15 protein-coding genes and 1 pseudogene are annotated in these 15,967 nt (G+C 73.3%); 13 read left to right on the top strand and 3 right to left on the bottom strand.

The genetic code is table 11. The features are described from left to right. Positions 1 to 186, bottom strand: a pseudogene (locus E1266_RS39400) (hypothetical protein); the annotation flags it as partial. Positions 187 to 196: 10 nt separating this feature from the next. Here E1266_RS39400 and E1266_RS14865 point away from each other — a divergent pair. Genes E1266_RS14865 through E1266_RS14840 form a run of 6 tightly spaced genes read left to right on the top strand, consistent with a single transcriptional unit; the run spans position 197 to position 7,753 of the window. Then, on the top strand, positions 197 to 2,248 hold the full coding sequence (locus E1266_RS14865) for a serine/threonine-protein kinase (RefSeq protein WP_132047210.1): 2,052 nt from the start codon (positions 197 to 199) through the stop codon (positions 2,246 to 2,248). Between the two features lie 2 nt (positions 2,249 to 2,250). After that, on the top strand, positions 2,251 to 3,297 hold the full coding sequence (locus E1266_RS14860; RefSeq protein WP_132047208.1) for a protein phosphatase 2C domain-containing protein: 1,047 nt from the start codon (positions 2,251 to 2,253) through the stop codon (positions 3,295 to 3,297). Next, the gene (locus tag E1266_RS14855) at positions 3,294 to 4,598 is read left to right on the top strand and encodes a VWA domain-containing protein (RefSeq protein WP_132047206.1); all 1,305 of its coding nucleotides are present in this window, start codon (positions 3,294 to 3,296) and stop codon (positions 4,596 to 4,598) included. Before E1266_RS14860 ends, E1266_RS14855 begins: the two co-directional genes overlap by 4 nt. A 5-nt stretch (positions 4,599 to 4,603) precedes the next feature. Next, positions 4,604 to 5,353 (top strand): FHA domain-containing protein, encoded by a 750-nt coding sequence (locus E1266_RS14850; protein WP_132047204.1) that lies wholly within the window; start codon positions 4,604 to 4,606, stop codon positions 5,351 to 5,353. After that, positions 5,350 to 6,918: a hypothetical protein gene (locus E1266_RS14845; protein ID WP_243718420.1), complete on the top strand. Its 1,569-nt coding sequence runs from the start codon at positions 5,350 to 5,352 to the stop codon at positions 6,916 to 6,918. Before E1266_RS14850 ends, E1266_RS14845 begins: the two co-directional genes overlap by 4 nt. A 10-nt stretch (positions 6,919 to 6,928) precedes the next feature. Beyond that, positions 6,929 to 7,753, top strand: coding sequence for a glutamate ABC transporter substrate-binding protein (locus E1266_RS14840; protein WP_132047202.1), 825 nt, complete (start codon positions 6,929 to 6,931; stop codon positions 7,751 to 7,753). 10 nt (positions 7,754 to 7,763) lie between these two features. On the opposite strand, the gene E1266_RS14835 is transcribed toward E1266_RS14840, so the two are convergent. After that, a complete protein-coding gene (locus tag E1266_RS14835; RefSeq protein ID WP_132047200.1) occupies positions 7,764 to 8,114 on the bottom strand; it encodes an STAS domain-containing protein in 351 nt (116 codons plus the stop codon). 405 nt (positions 8,115 to 8,519) lie between these two features. On the opposite strand from E1266_RS14835, the gene E1266_RS14830 reads away from it, so the two are divergent. The 7 genes from E1266_RS14830 to hisC all read left to right on the top strand — a co-directional run bounded on the left by E1266_RS14830 (position 8,520) and on the right by hisC (position 14,073). Beyond that, complete coding sequence (locus E1266_RS14830; protein WP_243718424.1) at positions 8,520 to 9,191, top strand: lysophospholipid acyltransferase family protein; 672 nt, start codon at positions 8,520 to 8,522, stop codon at positions 9,189 to 9,191. Positions 9,192 to 9,301: 110 nt separating this feature from the next. Further along, positions 9,302 to 9,994: a hypothetical protein gene (locus tag E1266_RS14825; RefSeq protein WP_132047198.1), complete on the top strand. Its 693-nt coding sequence runs from the start codon at positions 9,302 to 9,304 to the stop codon at positions 9,992 to 9,994. Between the two features lie 83 nt (positions 9,995 to 10,077). Continuing rightward, a complete protein-coding gene (locus tag E1266_RS14820; protein ID WP_131983407.1) occupies positions 10,078 to 10,281 on the top strand; it encodes a hypothetical protein in 204 nt (67 codons plus the stop codon). Between the two features lie 90 nt (positions 10,282 to 10,371). After that, positions 10,372 to 11,730, top strand: a complete 1,359-nt coding sequence (locus E1266_RS14815; protein ID WP_132047197.1) for a flotillin family protein — start codon at positions 10,372 to 10,374, stop codon at positions 11,728 to 11,730. Positions 11,731 to 11,863: 133 nt separating this feature from the next. After that, positions 11,864 to 12,541, top strand: a complete 678-nt coding sequence (locus E1266_RS14810; protein ID WP_132047195.1) for an NUDIX domain-containing protein — start codon at positions 11,864 to 11,866, stop codon at positions 12,539 to 12,541. A gap of 88 nt (positions 12,542 to 12,629) precedes the next feature. Further along, entirely contained in the window at positions 12,630 to 12,911 is a 282-nt protein-coding gene (locus tag E1266_RS14805) for a DUF6401 family natural product biosynthesis protein (protein WP_132047193.1), read from the top strand. A gap of 85 nt (positions 12,912 to 12,996) precedes the next feature. Next, positions 12,997 to 14,073 (top strand): histidinol-phosphate transaminase, encoded by a 1,077-nt coding sequence (gene hisC / locus E1266_RS14800; RefSeq protein WP_243718419.1) that lies wholly within the window; start codon positions 12,997 to 12,999, stop codon positions 14,071 to 14,073. A 98-nt stretch (positions 14,074 to 14,171) separates the two neighbouring features. Here hisC and E1266_RS14795 read toward each other — a convergent pair whose 3' ends face one another. Further along, complete coding sequence (locus E1266_RS14795; protein ID WP_184878956.1) at positions 14,172 to 15,500, bottom strand: transcriptional regulator; 1,329 nt, start codon at positions 15,498 to 15,500, stop codon at positions 14,172 to 14,174. Positions 15,501 to 15,967: the final 467 nt, after the last annotated feature.

Here is a 15,967-nt window from a genome sequence, read left to right as displayed (position 1 = left end):
CCCGACGACCGCCTCCCCCACGACCGCCTCCCTGACGACCGGAGGGCCGGGCTCGTCCGGCCCGTCCGGGCCGAGCGGCGCGGGCTCGGCGTCCAGTCCCTCGGCATCCAGCGGGTCCGGGACCGTGGGGTCCGGGCGGACGGCGTCGCGCGGCGGCACCCGCGGGACGGGCTCCAGCGGGTCCACCAGGCGCGGGATGCTCGGCGCCGGGCTGGTGGAGGTGCCGCCGGTCCCGGCCCGCGACCCGGCCTCGGCGATCATGGAGACGCCCGAGGTGCCGGAGAACCGGCGCTACTGCAGCCGGTGCGACGAGAAGGTAGGGCGCAGCAGGGGCGGACGGCCCGGCCGCACCGAGGGGTTCTGCCGCAACTGCGGGCACCCGTTCTCGTTCACGCCGAAGCTCCGCCCCGGCGAGATGATCGCCGGGCAGTACGAGGTGCTCGGCTGCCTGGCGCACGGCGGCCTCGGCTGGGTGTACCTGGCCCGCGACCACAACGTGAGCGAGCGCTGGGTGGTGCTCAAGGGCCTGCTCGACACCGGGAACGCCGACTCGCTGGCCGCCGCGACCGCCGAGCGCGCGTTCCTCGCCGAGGTCGAGCACCCCAACATCGTCAAGATCTACAACTTCGTGCGGCACGGCGACTCCGGCTACATCGTGATGGAGTACGTCGGCGGCCGGTCGCTGAAGGACATCCTGCTCGGCCTCCGCCGCGACCACGGCGACGCGGCGGCGCTCCCGCTGCCGCAGGTCATCGCGTACGGGCTGGAGGTGCTGAGCGCGCTCGGCTACCTGCACGGCGTCGGCCTGCTGTACTGCGACTTCAAGCCGGACAACGCCATCCAGTCGGAGGAGCAGCTCAAGCTGATCGACCTCGGCGGGGTGCGCCGCGCGTTCGACGTCGACAGCCCGATCTTCGGCACCCCCGGCTACCAGGCGCCCGAGATCGGCTCGCAGGGCCCGTCGATCACGTCCGACCTGTACACGGTGGGCCGGACGCTGGCGGTGCTGAGCTTCCCGTTCCGCGGCTACACCGGGCGGCACCTGCGGAGCCTGCCGCCCCGCGACGAGGTCCCGCTGTTCCAGCGGCACGAGTCGTACCACCGGCTGCTGCGCCGCGCGACGCACCCGGACCCGGCCCGCCGCTTCCAGAGCGCCGCCGAGATGGCCGAGCAGCTCACCGGCGTCCTGCGCGAGGTCCTGTCGGCCGAGGACGGGCGGCCGCGGCCCGCGCCGTCCCCGCTGTTCGGCGCCGGGCAGCACACCGCCGGTGCCGAGACCGCCGCGCCGGCCGACCGGGACGGCGCGCGGGACGGCGCCGCGCCCCCGCCCATCCTCGCGCCGCTGGAGCCGTCCGCCGCCGCGGCCGCGCTGCCCGTCCCGCTCGTGTACGGGTCGGACCCGGCCGCCGCGTTCCTGACCGGGCTCACCGCCCGCGACCCCGGCGACCTGGCCGCCGCGCTGAGCGCCGCGCCGGTCCCGTCGCGGGAGGTCCGCCTGGCGCTGGCCCGCGTCCGGATCGAGCTGGACGACCTGGACGGCGCCCGGCGGCTCCTGGAGGAGATCGCCGCGGAGGCCCCCGAGGACTGGCGCGTCGACTGGTACCGCGGCGCACGGGCCCTCGCGGGCGGGCGCGCCGCGGAGGCGGTGGCCGTCTTCAACGACCTGTACGACCTCGCGCCCGGCGAGCAGGCCCCGAAGCTGGCGCTCGCGTTCTGCCACGAGATCCGCGGTGACATGGCGCAGGCCGCCCGCTTCTACGAGACGGTCTGGCGCACCGACCCCACCCACGTGAGCGCCGCGTTCGGTCTGGCCCGCGCCCGCCTCGCCGCGGGCGACCGCCAGGCGGCCGAACAGGTGCTGGACTCGGTGCCGCGCGTCTCCAGCGACTACCTCGCCGCGCAGCTCGCGGCCGTCGCCACCGCCGTCCGCGGCCGCCGCCCCGCCGAACTGGACGCCGGCGCGCTGATCGAGGCCGGGCGGCGCCTCGCGTCGCTGCGCCTCGACACCGAGCGCGCCGCCGCGTTCACCGCCGAGGTCCTGGAGGCCGCCCTCGGGTGGGTCCGCACCGGCCGGGCACCGGCGGCGGCCGGCACCCGCCGGATCCTCGGCACCGACCTCGACGAGGCGTCGCTCCGCGCGAAGCTGGAGGAGACCTACCGCGTCCTCGCCAAGCTCGCCGACAGCGCGGAGCACCGGCACGCGATGGTCAGCCGGGCCAACGCGGTACGCCCGAGGACGCTGTTCTGACGATGGCCGCGGACCAGGATCTCCACGCCGGGCTGTGCCGCACCTGTGGCGAGCCCGTCCACGAGCACGACCGCTTCTGCGAGGAATGCGGCCGCCCCGACCCGACGACCGCGCCACCGAGCGCCGCGCCCTTGAACGGCGTTCCATTACGGGCGGCGGACAGCCCCGGGCTCGGCTCTGAGAGGGCCGTCTGCGCGGACTGCGGGGGCGGGGACGTCGGGACGGACGGGTACTGCGGCCAATGCGGCCTGCGGCAGCCGACCGGCCGGGAGCACGTCGAGGCCGAGCTGGGCGGGTTCGCGGCGGCCGTGAGCGACCGCGGCCTGCGCCGCGGCCGGAACGAGGACGCGTTCGCGCTGGCGCCGCTGCCGAACGGGGCCTGCGCCGTGGTGTGCGACGGGGTGGCGACCGCGCCGGGGTCGGAGGAGGCGTCGCGGCTGGCCGCCGACGCCGCGGCGGCCGTCCTGGCCGGACGCGTCGCGCGCGGCACCGACCCCCGCGACGCCACCCGGGAGGCCGTCGAGCGGGCGGCGGAGATCGTGACGCGGCTCGCAGCGAGCCCGGAGTCCGCGCCCGCGTGCACGTTCGTGTCGGCCGTCGTGGACGGCCCCGACGTGACGGTCGGGTGGGTCGGGGACAGCCGGGCGTATTGGCTGTCGGCGGGGGGCTCCTGCATGCTGACGCGGGACGACTCGTGGGCAGTGGAGATGGTCGAGCGCGGGGAGATGAGCGCGGCGGACGCGTGGGCCGACCGGCGGGCGCACCTGCTGACGGCGTGGCTGGGCGCCGACGCGGGCCCGGTCGAACCGCGGCTGGCGGCGTTCCGTCCCGCCGCCCCGGGGCTGGTACTGCTGTGCAGCGACGGGCTGTGGAACCACCTGCCCGGGGCCGCGGAGCTCGCGGCCGTCGCCCTGCACGCCGCGGACGGGCCGCGCGGGGCGGCGCGGCGGCTGCTGCGGGCGGCGCTCGACGCGGGCGGGCACGACAACGTCACGGTGGCGGTCATCCCCTGCCCGCCGCCGGACACGAGCAGGGAGCCGGGCAGATGAGCGATTACCCCGGGTTCACGATCCGCGTGGACCAGAACCCCTACCTCCCGGAGGGCGGGCGGGAGGTGCACGCGATCGTGACCGTGGAGGCGCGCTCGCCCGGCGCGGTCGGGCCGGGCAGCGGCCGGGCGCCCGCCGCGGAGGTCATCATCATCGACACCTCGGGGTCGATGTCCTACCGGGGGAAGATGGCCGCCGCGAAGCGGGCCGCGCGGGCGGCGGTGAACGTGCTCCGCGACGGGGTCCGCTTCGCCGTGGTCGCGGGCGCCAACCAGCCCCGGATGATCTACCCGCAGGGGGAGCGGCTCGCCGAGGCGAACGAGACGTCCCGGCGGAGCGCCGCGCAGGCCGTGTCGCGGCTGGAGGCGGCGGGCGGGACCGCGATCGGGTCGTGGCTGCGGCTCGCCGACCGGCTGTTCACCGGTTACGACGACGCCGTCAAGCACGCGATCCTGCTGACCGACGGCAAAAACCAGCACGAGTCGGCGGAGGAGCTGGACGCGGCGCTCCGCCAGTGCGCGGGCCGCTTCCAGTGCGACGCGCGCGGGGTCGGCACCGACTGGGAGGTCGCCGAGGTCCGCAAGATCACCTCGATGCTGCTGGGCGGCTTCCTCGACGTCCCCGACCCGGCCGACCTGGAGGCCGACTTCCTCGCTATGACGCGGGCCTCGATGAGCAAGGAGGTCGCGGACGTGTCGCTGCGCGTGTGGACGCCGCAGCAGGCGGAACTGCGCTTCGTCAAGCAGATGGTGCCGACCGTCGACGACCTGACCGAGAAGCGGGTCGAGTCGGGGACGCAGACGGGCGACTACCCGCTGGGCTCCTGGGGGAGCGAGACCCGCGAGTACCACCTGTGCGTCGAGGTGAAGCCCGGCGACGTCGGACGGCAGATGCGCGCCGCGTGGGTGAAGGTCATGGCCGGCGACGAGGCCCTCGCGTCCGGGAACGTCCTGGCCGAGTGGACCGACGACGAGGCCAGGGCGACGCTCATGAACGAGCGGGTCACGATCCACACCGGGCAGTCGGAACTGGCCGAGGCGATCCAGGAGGGCCTGGAGGCGAGGCGGCTCGGCGACGCCGACACCGCGACCGCGCGGCTCGGCCGCGCCGTGGTGCTGGCGCGGGAGGTCGGCAACGAGCAGATCTCTGGCCTGCTGGACCGGATCGTCGACGTCGTCGACCCGGTGCGGGGCACGGTCCGGCTGAAGCGCGAGGTGGCGAAGGCGGACGAGATGTCGCTCGACACCCAGTCCGTCCGGACCGTGCGTACCCGGCACGGCGACGTGGCGGGGGGAGGCTGAGGCCCATGCCGGTCTGCCCGAGCGGGCACACGTCCGCGGCCGCCGACTACTGCGACGTGTGCGGCGACCTCATGGACGGCGCGCCGCGCGCCGAGTTCGCCCCGCCGGCGCCCGCGCCCGCCCCGTACCGCGCGCCCGCGGCGGCGGCACCGGACGAGGGACAGGGCGCCGCCGCGTGCCCGGAGTGCGGGACGCCCCGCTCCGGCCGCTTCTGCGAGGTCGACGGGTACGACTTCGAGACCGGCGCCGCGCACACCGCGCAGCTGTACGCGGCCCGCATCGCCCGGCAGCAGCCGATGGTGCCGTCGCAGCGGGCGAGCAGCCCGCGGCTGACCCCGCCGGGCCCGTCCGCCGTGATCATCGCCGACCGCGGCTACTTCGACACGGTGCTGGCGCAGCTGGGACCGGACGCGCCGGACCTGGCGTTCCCGCCGTACTGCCCGGAGCGCCGCGTCCCGCTGATCGGGGACCAGGTCCGGATCGGGCGGCGCAGCACGTCCCGCGCGATCCTCCCGGAGATCGACCTGAGCGCGCCGCCCGAGGACCCCGGCGTCTCGCACCTGCACGCCGTCCTGCTCGCGCAGCCGGACGGCACCTGGCACCTGGTCGACCCCGGTTCGACCAACGGGACCACGGTCAACGGCGGAACGGAGCCCATCGAGGTGAACACGCCCGTGCCGCTGGCCGACGGCGACCGCGTCCACGTCGGCGCCTGGACGACGATCACGCTGCTGCTGCAGGAGGGCCCGCCATGACGACGACCCCGCCCGGCGGCGCACCGGGGGCGGCGCCGCCCGCGCCCGCCGGGCCTCCGAGGCCGCCCGCGCCTCCGGCGCCCCACCGCCGCCCCGGCCCGGCCCCGCGCCGCGACCAGGCGGACCGATCCGGTGCGGGACGCCTCAGGACGTTCGTCCGCGGCCGGTGGCTCCGCACGATCCCGGGCCGCATCGGCATCCACGCGGTGCTGTGCCTGGCCGCGATCGTGGCGCTCCTGGCGATGCTGACCGTCGCGATCGGGAACGCCCGCGACTCCGTCCAGACGATCGGCCACGACGCGGGCCCGCAGGTCGTCGCGACCGGCACGCTGTACTTCGCGCTCAGCGACATGGACGCGCAGGTGTCCAACATCCTGCTGATCGGCCGCGACCACGACCTCGGCATCGGCCATGACGAGTCGCTGCGGCTGTACGAGCGGCGCCGCGCGGAGGCCGACGCCGCCGCGGTGGAGGCCGCGCAGCTCGCCGGCAGCGACCCCGCGCTGCGGCGCACCGTCCAGGAGGTGCTGGACGGCCTCGGCCGCTACGAACGGCTCGTCGGACGCGCCATGGAGCTCGACGCGCAGGCCGACCACGCGCCCGGCGAACTGCCGCGGGAGGTCATCGACGCCTACCGGCAGGCGACCGACCTGATGAAGCTGCAGCTCCTGCCGAAGGCGTACAACATCACGCTCGACACCGGGGCGCACGTCAGGCAGGACTACGAGACGAACCGGTCGGCCGTCCTGACCGGCCGGACCTGGGTCGCGGTGACCGGCACCGTCGTGCTGCTGCTCCTGATCGCCACGCAGCTCTACCTGGCGCGGACGTTCCGCCGCGTCCTCAACCCCGCGCTGGTCCTGGCGACCCTCGCCACCCTGGCGCTCACCGCCGTCGGGACGGGCCTGCTCACCGCCCAGGCCGGGCACATCAGGAAGGCCAAGGAGGACGGCTTCGACTCGATCCTCCAGCTCTCCCGGGCCCGCGCGATCAGCCACAGCGCGTTCGCCGACGAGAGCCGCTACCTCCTCGACCCGGGCCGCGCCGACACCTACGAGCAGACCTACCTCGACAAGTCCCTGTCGGTGATCCAGCCCGACATGGGCGACAAACCGGTGAACCTGGCGAACTACTACGCCGGGCTGGAGGAGAAACTCGGCGCGTACAGGGCCGGCGGGGACGACGTCCCGTTCCTCGGCTTCTTCGGCGACGAGGCGCGCACGGTCGAGCCGGGCCGCGAGGCCGACGCCCTCCAGCGGACGCTCCAGGCGTACCGGGTCGTGCAGCGCAACGACGCGCGGATGCGGGAGCTCGCGTCGTCCGGGGACCGGGCCGGGGCCGTCGACCTGCGGATGGGCCGCACCTCCGACGCGATCAGCGACTTCGGCGCCTACGACGCGGCGCTGACCGCGCTGACGGCCGTCCACCAGGACGCCTTCGACGACGCGATCCGGGACGCGGACGGCGGGCTGCGCGGCTGGAACGCGGTACCGGCCGCCGGCGCCGCCGCCATCGCCCTGCTGCTCCTGGCGGGGATCCGTCCCCGGCTGGCCGAGTTCCGCTGAGGGAGAAGACATGCGCGCCATCCGTGCCACCGCCGCCGCCGGTGCGTTCCTGCTCGTGGCCGGCCTGTCGGCCTGCGGCCTCGGCGGCTCCGAGAAGGAGAGCGTCACCGACAAGGACTCCCTGGTCATCGGGGTCAAGGAGGACCAGCCGGCGCTAGGAGTGAAGCGCCCGGACGGCACCTACGAGGGCTTCGACGTCGATGTCGCCGTCTACATCGCGGGCAAGCTGGGCGTCCCGAAGAGCCGCATCACGTTCCGGACGACCAACTCGTCCGTCCGCGAGGAGGCACTGGCCGCCGGCACCGTCGACCTCATCGTCGCGACGTACTCGATCACGGCGCGGCGGAAGATGGAGGTCACCTTCGCCGGCCCGTACTACGTCGCCCACCAGGACACGTTCGTCCGCGCCGACGACGACTCGATCGACGACGTCCGGGACCTGAAGGGCAAGCGGATCTGCGAGGTGACCGGCTCGAACTCCTGGCGCCGGGTCATCGAGGAGCGCAAGGTCGCCGCGAAGCCCGTCACCGTCGACACCTACGGCGCCTGCATGGACGCGCTGGCGTCGGGGCGGCTGGACGCCGTCTCGACCGACGACCTGATCCTCGCCGGGTTCGCCGCGGGCCGCTCCGGCCGCATGATCAACGCCCCGTTCACCGACGAGAAGTACGGCGTCGGCCTCAAGAAGGGCGACCTGCGGGGCTGCGAGACCGTCAACCGCGCCATCACCGCCATGTACCAGGACGGCACGGCCGAACGCCTGCTGAACAAGTGGTTCGGCGACTCCGGCCTCAAGCTCACGACCAGCGTCCCGCAGTTCGAGGGCTGCAGGTGAGCGCCGCGGGTCAGGGCGTCGTGGAGGGCAGCGCGGCGATGGCCTCGCGGAGGGTGTCGTGGATCGGGATGAACTTGTCGATCCCGGTGATGCGGAACACCCGCTGGACCCGCGGGGGCAGTGCGACGAGCGCGACGGAGGTGCCGCGGTCGCCGGCGCGGCGGTTGGCGGCGACGATCGCGTTCAGGCCGGTGGAGTCGCAGAACGTGACCTCGCGCATGTCGATGACCATGGGTTCACCGGAGTCGACGACTTCGAACAGCGCCTCCTCGAACCGCGTGCGGGACACGACGTCGATGTCGCCCTGCACCCGGACGAGGGTGCACCGGTCGTCGCGCATCAGGTTGATGTCGAAGTCCATGGTCACCTCACGCCCCATCCGGCGGTACCCCGGCCATCTCAGGTGACTCCTCAGGATCGCGCACCCGCGCCCGCATTCCAAGGACTTCCCGGAAAAGGACCTGGTCGCCCACTGGTGTGCCCCGGACCGTAACACGCCCGAGACGGCCGGCTGGTCTCCTGCACCGACCCTACCTGACGGATCGTCCCGGAGCGCCCGGCCGAGCCGGGGACATCCGGGAAACGAGCAATAACTTACTGAAGAGAAACTTACTGAATAGTAGAAATGGCGGATAAGTGCCGCCATACCGCCCGTGACCTGCGGTTGGGTAATTCCTGACCGGACCGGCGGGCCGCACGGGGGGCGCTGCCTCGGGTCCGGATCGGCGCAGACGTTACAGTGTCGTTGGCGAATTCGGGAGGCTGGGTGTTCTACACGTTCATGACGCGCGTGGTGCGTCCGATCCTCTGGCTGCTTTTCCGTCCGCGGGTCGTGGGCGGCGACAACGTGCCGAGCTACGGGCCGCTCATCGTGGCGAGCAACCATCTGTCCTTCATCGACAGCTTCATCATTCCCCTGGCGGTCCCGCGGCCGGTCACCTACATCGCGAAGGCGGACTACTTCGAGGGCGGCGGGCTCAAGAAGCGCTTCATCCGCTGGTTCCTCACCAACCTCGGCCACGTCCCGGTCCGCCGCGGCGCGCGGCGCGCCGCGATGGGCGCGCTGGAGCAGGGCGCCGAGGTCCTGGAGAACGCCGGCGCGTTCGCGATCTACCCCGAGGGCACCCGCTCCCCGGACGGGCGGCTCTACCGCGGCCGCACCGGCATCGGCTGGCTCGCCCTGGAGACCGGCGCCCGGGTGCTGCCCGTCGCGCTGGAGGGCACCGAGAAGATCCAGCCGCTCGGCGCGGCCATGCCGCGCGTCTTCGGCCCCCGCCCCACCGTGCGGATCGGCCCCCCGATGGACTTCTCCCACTACCGCGACCTGCCGCCCGCCAAGGCCCGCCGCGCCATCGCCGATGAGATCATCGAGACGATCCAGAAGATGTCCGGCCAGGAGTACGCCGCCGAGTACAACGAGCGCGCCGCTCAGGGCTGAGCCGGACGACGCCGGGCCGGACGACGCCGGGCCGGAGAACACTGACCGGTTCGCCCGGAACGCGTGTCGTCCCGGGCGGCCCGCACCCTCCGCGCCGTAGGGTCACCGCCATGGCGCACAGGCTCCTCCCGATCATGCTGCTGACGACGGCCGCCGCGGCCACCGCGTGCGGCGGCGGCGGTGAGCGCGCCCGTCCCGTCCACGGCACCGCCCCCGCCGAGGTCGCCGGCGTCGGCTACACCTCCGACCAGCTCGCCCAGGCCCTCCTCACCGACGTCCCCGGTTACCGGAAGGCCGGTGAACCCGACTCGGGCTCGTACGGCACGCTCAGACCCATCCAGAACGCCGCCAGGCTGCAGCGCCAGGCCGTCCTGGACAAGCCGCAGTGCGCGACGAACGGCCCGAACGGCACCGTTCCCGCCGACGTCCCCGCCGCCCTGGTCACGTTCGCCAAGAGCGGCCAGACCGTCACGCAGACCATGATGGGCATGTCCGTAGGCGCCGCGGAGAAGCAGGTCAACGCCCGCGTCCCGGCGGGCTGCCTGCGGTTCCGCACCAAGGTCGGCTCTCAGTGGGCGCGGCACCGCGTCGCCGAGTCCCCGAGGGGCGACATCGGCGAGGGCTCCCGCACGGTCGGCGTCGCCACCGTCTCCGGCGACACCGGCACCCGCACCTGGTACGTGGTGTTCCGCGGCCGCCACTACCTGGCCACGATCACCGTCTCCGGCCCCACCGCCACCCGGACCGAAGCGGAGCGCCTGGCCCGCACCGCCCTGAACCAGGCCGACCGCATCCTCCCTTAGCCAGAGCCCCGCGACCCACTCCCACGAACCGCCAGCCATTAGCCTTAGCCGTCTACTGGCCTGCGACGAACAGGGGGCGCTCCTTGATCGGTAAGGAAGGCCGGGTCACCGGCAGGATCGGGCCCGGCCTGGTCGGTGAGGTCATGATCCCGGTGCGCGGCGGGGTCGAGGCGTTCTACGCCCATCCCGTGGACCCGCGTGAGGAGATCACCGTGGGGATGGTCGTGGTGGTGGTGGAGTACCACCCGCCGCGTACGGTGTATGTAGCGCCCGCTTTCGGCCAATAGCTGCGCAGGTCGAACCGTATGCGGGTTCGGCGCGTCTATGGGGCAACGCGGACGGATTCGACCCCCGCCCAAAACAGAAGAGGAGGCCGTATGCCCGTGCTCGCCGTGGTCGGCGGCGCCGTAGCCGCGCTCATCGTGTTGATCATTTTGTTCAAGCTCGTGTGGCGGGTCGCCGAGCCGAACGAGGCGCTGATCATCTCCGGGCTGGGCGCGAGGTCCAAGCCCGTGGACGGCCTGGACAGCCTCGGCTTCAAGATCGTGACCGGCAAGGGCACCGCCGTCCTGCCGGGCTTCCAGGTGTCGCGGCGGCTGCGGCTCGACAGCCGGGCGGCCAACCTCGAGGTGAACTGCGTGACGCAGCAGGGCATCCCGGTGAAGGTCCGCGGCGTCGTCATCTACAAGGTCGGCGACGACTTCGTCTCGATCGCCAACGCGGCGCGGCGCTTCCTGGAGCAGCAGGGCTCGATGGACGGCGCGATCCACGAGCTGTTCACCGGTCACCTGCGTTCGATCATCGGCAACCTCACCGTCGAGGACCTCATCCTCAACCGGGAGCGCCTCACCAGCGAGACCCGGATGTCCGCCGCCGACGAGATGAGCAAGCTCGGGCTCGTGGTCGACTCGCTGCAGATCCAGGAGATCGACGACGAGACCGACTACATCGCCAACCTGGGCCGCCCGCACGCCGCCCGCGTCGCCTCCGCCGCCCGCATCGCGGAGGCCGAGCGCAACCAGGAGGCCACCGAGCGGGAGCAGGAGACCGAGCGGCAGAACGCGGCGGTGATCCGGGACACCGAGATGAAGAAGGCCGAGTACGAGGGCCAGGTGCAACAGGCCGCGCAGCAGGCCCGCCAGGAGGTCATCCTCAAGGAGACCCGCAACGCGGAGCTGGAGGCGGAGCGGACGGAGAAGCGGCTGGAGAGCGAGATCCGCAAGCCCGCCGACGCCCGCGCGTACGAGCAGGTCAAGCTGGCCGAGGCCGAGCGCGAGGAGCGCATCGCGCAGGCGCAGGCGGCCGCGACCGAGATCCAGCTGCGGGCCGCGCGGGAGGCGGAGGCCACCCGCATCCTCGGTGAGGCCGAGGCGGACGCGATCCGGCAGAAGGGCCTCGCGGAGGCCGAGGCGATCAAGGCCCGCGCGGAGGCGCTGGCCGAGAACACCGACGCCGTCATCGCCCAGCAGCTCGCGGAGCAGTGGCCGCAGATCGTCGAGGCCGGCGCGGGCGTGTTCGGCAACGTCGACAACATGGTCGTGCTCAACGGCGCCCAGGGCGTCGAGGACATGCTCGCCAAAGCGCTCACGCTCGGCGGCACCGGCCTCGGCCTCGCCCGCCAGCTCCTCGGGAACATGAACGTCCAGAACGGGCACGGCCCGAACGGCACCGCGAACGGCGCGGCCGTCCCGGCCGTTCCGGTCGAGATCCCCAAGGAAGCCCCGAAGGACGACTGAACACCGGCCACCGGCCACGGGCAGGCGCGTGCGGAGAGCGGCGCGCCTGCCCGTTCGCGTCGGGCTCGGGCGCTCCGACGGAGAGTGTTCATGACGGGGCTATGGGGATCGCCCCACCAATAGACTCCACCACATGCCCGTCCCGCGCCTCGCCGTCTCCGTTGACCTCGTCGTGCTCACCGTGCGGGAACAGCGCCTGTGCGCGCTGCGGTGGCGGCGCGACCGCCCGCCGTACGAGGGGGCGTGGTCGCTGCCGGGCGGGTTCATCCAGCTCGACGAGGACCTGCCCGTCGCCGCGTCCCGGCTGATGGCGGAGCGGGCGGGGCTCGCGGACGTGCGGATCCACCTCGAACAGCTCGCCACCTACGGCTACCCCGACCGCGACCCGCGCCAGCGTGTGGTCAGCGTCGCCTACCTGGGGCTCGCGCCGGACCTGCCCGCGTCCAGCCGCGCGCAGGTGCTGTGGACGGCCGTGGACGAGCTCGTCCACCACGACAAGGCGGCGTTCGACCACCGGCGGATCCTGTGCGACGGGATGGAGCGGGCGAGGGCCAAGCTGGAGTACACGTCGCTGGCCGCCGCGTTCTGCCCGTCCGAGTTCACCGTGGCGGAGCTGCGCCGCGTCTACGAGATCGTGTGGGGGACGAGCCTCGACCCGCGGAACTTCCACCGCAAGGTCACCGGCGCCGACCGCTTCCTCATCCCCACCGACCGGACGACGACGCGGGACGGCGGCCGTCCCGCGCGGCTGTACCGGCGCGGCGACGCCGAGCAGCTCCGCCCGCCGATGCTGCGGCCGCGCGCCTCCTGAGCCGCGCCTCCTGAGCCGCGCCTTCACGGGGCCTCCCGAGCAGGGCCGATTTCAGCGCGTCGCCGGATGGTTGCTAGTTTCGCAAGCCATGAACGGTGACTCGCCCGAAGCGCTCGGCGCGCTCGTCCAGGACATCGGAGACGCCGGCATCGCGCACATGGCCGACACCCCGGGCCTGGCCGCGGCGGTCGACCAGCACGTGGCCAGCCTGCGGGAGGAACTCGGCGCCGCCGGGAGGCAGGAGCTGCTGAGGTACCTGCACCGGTTCGCCGAGGACGCCGTCAACCGCGGCTGGTGGCCGGAGAACGTGCGCGACTGGGAGTTCGTCCGGATCGTGGCGGTCTGCTGGATGATGCGGCATAGCTCGTGAATGCATGGCTCGTGACGGTGTACCGCGTGTTCCGGGGCGCTGCGTAGGCTGGCCCCATCACCCCTGTGCAATCTGGAGGACAACGGTGTCCGAGGCAACCACTCCGCGCTTCCGCTCCGTCCTCGACCGGTTCGTGGCTTACAAGCCCGGCAAGGTCGTGGTGTCGCCCGAGGGCCGCTCGTTCAAGCTGTCGTCGAACGAGTCCCCGCACGGGCCGCTCCCGTCGGTCGTGGACGCGATCGGCGAGGCCGCCCGGAACGTCAACCGCTACCCCGACAACAACGCCACTGCGCTGACCGAGGAGATCGCGTCGTTCTGCGGCGTGCCCGCCGACCACGTCGCCGTGGGCTGCGGGTCCGTCGGGGTCACGCAGATGCTCCTGGAGGCGGTCGCCGAGCCCGGCGCCGAGGTGGTGTACGCGTGGCGGTCGTTCGAGGCGTACCCGCTGCTGGTGTCGCTGTCGGGCGCGACGGGCGTCCAGGTGCCGCTGCGGGACGAGACGCACGACCTCGCCGCGATGGCCGACGCGATCACCGACCGGACCCGGCTGGTCTTCGTCTGCAACCCGAACAACCCCACGGGCACGGCCGTCCAACGCGCCGAGCTTGAGGCGTTCCTGGACCGCGTCCCCGCCGACTGCCTCGTCGTGCTGGACGAGGCGTACCGCGAGTACATCCGCGACGACGAGGTCCCCGACGGCCTCACCCTCTACGGCGACCGCCCGAACCTCGCGATCCTGCGGACGTTCTCCAAGGCGTACGGACTGGCCGGCCTGCGCATCGGCTTCCTCGTCGCGCACCCCGTGGTGGCGGAGGCGATCCGCAAGACGTTCCTGCCGTTCAGCGTGAACTCCGTCGCGCAGGCGGCGGGCGTCGCGTCGCTGCGGGCGACGGACGAGCTGCTCGAACGCGTCGAGGGCACGGTGAAGGAGCGCGACCGCGTCCGCGGCGCCCTCCTCGCGGACGGCTGGACGGTCCCGCCGACCGAGGCCAACTTCGTGTGGCTGCGCCTCGGCGAGCGGACGATGGAGTTCTCCGAGGCGTGCGACGCCCAGGGGGTGAGCGTCCGCCCGTTCGCCGGCGAGGGCGCCCGCGTCTCGATCGGCTCCCCGGAGGAGAACGACGCGTTCCTGGCCGTGGCCAGGTCGTTCATCCGCGGCTGAGCCGAGCGCGATTCAGCCGAGCGTGACCGAGCCGAGCGTGACCGAGCCGGGCGCGCCGTCCCGGTGCCGGGGCGTCCGGCACCGGGACGGCGGTGCGCTCAGCCGGTCTTCGCGGGCCCCAGCTTCTCGACGATGAGGCGGTAGAGCTGCCGGGGGCGGCCGGGCTGCGGTGTCCGGTTCGGGGGCAGCGGCCAGGCGAGGCCCTCCTCGACGAGGGTGCGCAGGAGGCGGCGGGCCGTGCGGGGCGTGACGCCGAGCATCTTGCCGGCGTTCTCCGCGTCCACGATCAGCGGCTGCTCCTGGTCACCGAGCTTGTCGGCGAGGCGCGCCAGGATCTCCAGGCCCTTGGGCTTGGCCTGCGGCGGCGTCCGCGGCGGGGTGCGCGGCGCGGGGACGAGCGCCCGGCCGTCGCGGTCCAGGGCGAAGCCCTGCGCCCGCTGCGAACTCTGCGACCGGGCCAGCGCGGCGCGGGCGTGGTTCTCCGCCTCGTGCGCGGTGCGGCCCATGCCGATGCCGACCTCGATCGCGAGGCCGAGCTCCTCGCGGACGCGTTCGACGAACGGCGGCGTCCGGAACCCCTCGGTGGACGCGGTGACCGAGCCGCGCGTCGCGATGACCAGGTAGCTGTGGTCGTCCAGCGGCCACACCGACGCGTTCATCCGGTGCGCCTCCTGGAGCAGCACCCGGTGCAGCGCGAGCTTCAGCTCGTCGCGCCAGTACCGCGGGGTGACGCGGCGCGGCGTCTCGCGCAGCGTCGGCACGTCCACCAGCACCACGACGAGCTGCGACTCCTCCAGCCGGTGGTGCGCGCCGAGCAGCGCCGCCGTCTGCAACGAGCTGCGGATCGCCGCGCCGGTCGGGCGGACCCGCAGCGTCGGCACGCCGGCCATCTCCATCCGCTCCGCGGTGGCGTGCACGCAGGTCATCGCGACGGTCGTCGCGCCGCGCCGCCACAGCCGCTCGTGGAAGGCGGCGAGCGTGCCGGGGCCCGCGGCCTCCTCGCGCAGGTGGACCTGCTCGGTGCCCAGGCTGATCTCGGAGTACGCCTCCTCGACCTCGGCGCGGCCGAGCACGTCGATGCTCACCCTGGCCGGGTCGAAGCGGTCGTCGAGGGACGCCCGCAGCAGGGCGCCCTGCAGGGCGGCACCGTTCAGCGGGACGTACGTCGCCGGCATGGTCAGCACGCCCGCCTTGCGTGCGAAGTCGTAGGGGACGGGGCTGGCGAACAGGCATACGTCGACGCCCGATCCCAGCCGCACGACCTTGTCGGCCGCCTCCTGTTCGTCTCGGTATGCGGCGGCCACCAGCCGGCTCGGTACCGGCGTGGGGCCGTGGCCCATGAGCATGACCCTTTCGACCAGGTCATGCGGGCCTACGACGCCGATCGTGAGGTCGGGGGTGACCGATCCCGTTCGTGCGGCCGTCATCGATGATCGCTCGCTTCCGGTCCATCCTCTCGGCGGGGGTCCGACCCCGACCACGCGTTCGCGCACGCTCCGCCTAACGGTTGACTCATGGCTTGTCGCCCTGCCTTCTGCCCAGCACCGCAGTTCTCGTGCGATCCGCCTTCCCACAGCCCCCACCCGCCACCCAACAGCGGAAGAGACCTTCTTGCCACAGCCTCTCCCGCCCTTCAGCGAAGGGACCTTCGTGCATCAGCCTCGCCCGCCATCCGTCGGCGGAAGAGGCCTTCCCGCAAGCCCCTTCCGCTTCTTGACAGCGGAGGGGACTTCCTCGTCACCTCCGCCCGCCGGCCAGTAGCGGGGGAACCCTTCTGCTGGCAGATCGGGTCAGGGCGGCGATGTGTGACACCCAGACGCGAAATCGAATCAAGAGTGCGGCGAAAAAGTAACCTACGGGACCCCCTGGTCAGTAATTTGTCACCATTCGGCCA

Origin of the sequence: Actinomadura sp. 7K534 (assembly GCF_004348575.1) — a bacterium.
In the GTDB taxonomy this organism is placed as follows: Bacteria; Actinomycetota; Actinomycetes; order Streptosporangiales; family Streptosporangiaceae; genus Spirillospora; species Spirillospora livida.
This window is presented reverse-complemented; position numbering and strand designations above follow the sequence as displayed.

What these genes read in the sequence shown, in the direction of transcription:
- E1266_RS14865 (WP_132047210.1), top strand. Translation starts at nt 197, where the DNA reads ATGCTCGGCGCCGGGCTGGTGGAGGTGCCGCCGGTCCCGGCCCGCGAC.
- E1266_RS14860 (WP_132047208.1), top strand. Translation starts at nt 2,251, where the DNA reads ATGGCCGCGGACCAGGATCTCCACGCCGGGCTGTGCCGCACCTGTGGC.
- E1266_RS14855 (WP_132047206.1), top strand. Translation starts at nt 3,294, where the DNA reads ATGAGCGATTACCCCGGGTTCACGATCCGCGTGGACCAGAACCCCTAC.
- E1266_RS14850 (WP_132047204.1), top strand. Translation starts at nt 4,604, where the DNA reads ATGCCGGTCTGCCCGAGCGGGCACACGTCCGCGGCCGCCGACTACTGC.
- E1266_RS14845 (WP_243718420.1), top strand. Translation starts at nt 5,350, where the DNA reads ATGACGACGACCCCGCCCGGCGGCGCACCGGGGGCGGCGCCGCCCGCG.
- E1266_RS14840 (WP_132047202.1), top strand. Translation starts at nt 6,929, where the DNA reads ATGCGCGCCATCCGTGCCACCGCCGCCGCCGGTGCGTTCCTGCTCGTG.
- E1266_RS14835 (WP_132047200.1), bottom strand. Translation starts at nt 8,114, where the DNA reads ATGGACTTCGACATCAACCTGATGCGCGACGACCGGTGCACCCTCGTC.
- E1266_RS14825 (WP_132047198.1), top strand. Translation starts at nt 9,302, where the DNA reads ATGGCGCACAGGCTCCTCCCGATCATGCTGCTGACGACGGCCGCCGCG.
- E1266_RS14815 (WP_132047197.1), top strand. Translation starts at nt 10,372, where the DNA reads ATGCCCGTGCTCGCCGTGGTCGGCGGCGCCGTAGCCGCGCTCATCGTG.
- E1266_RS14810 (WP_132047195.1), top strand. Translation starts at nt 11,864, where the DNA reads ATGCCCGTCCCGCGCCTCGCCGTCTCCGTTGACCTCGTCGTGCTCACC.
- E1266_RS14805 (WP_132047193.1), top strand. Translation starts at nt 12,630, where the DNA reads ATGAACGGTGACTCGCCCGAAGCGCTCGGCGCGCTCGTCCAGGACATC.
- E1266_RS14795 (WP_184878956.1), bottom strand. Translation starts at nt 15,500, where the DNA reads ATGACGGCCGCACGAACGGGATCGGTCACCCCCGACCTCACGATCGGC.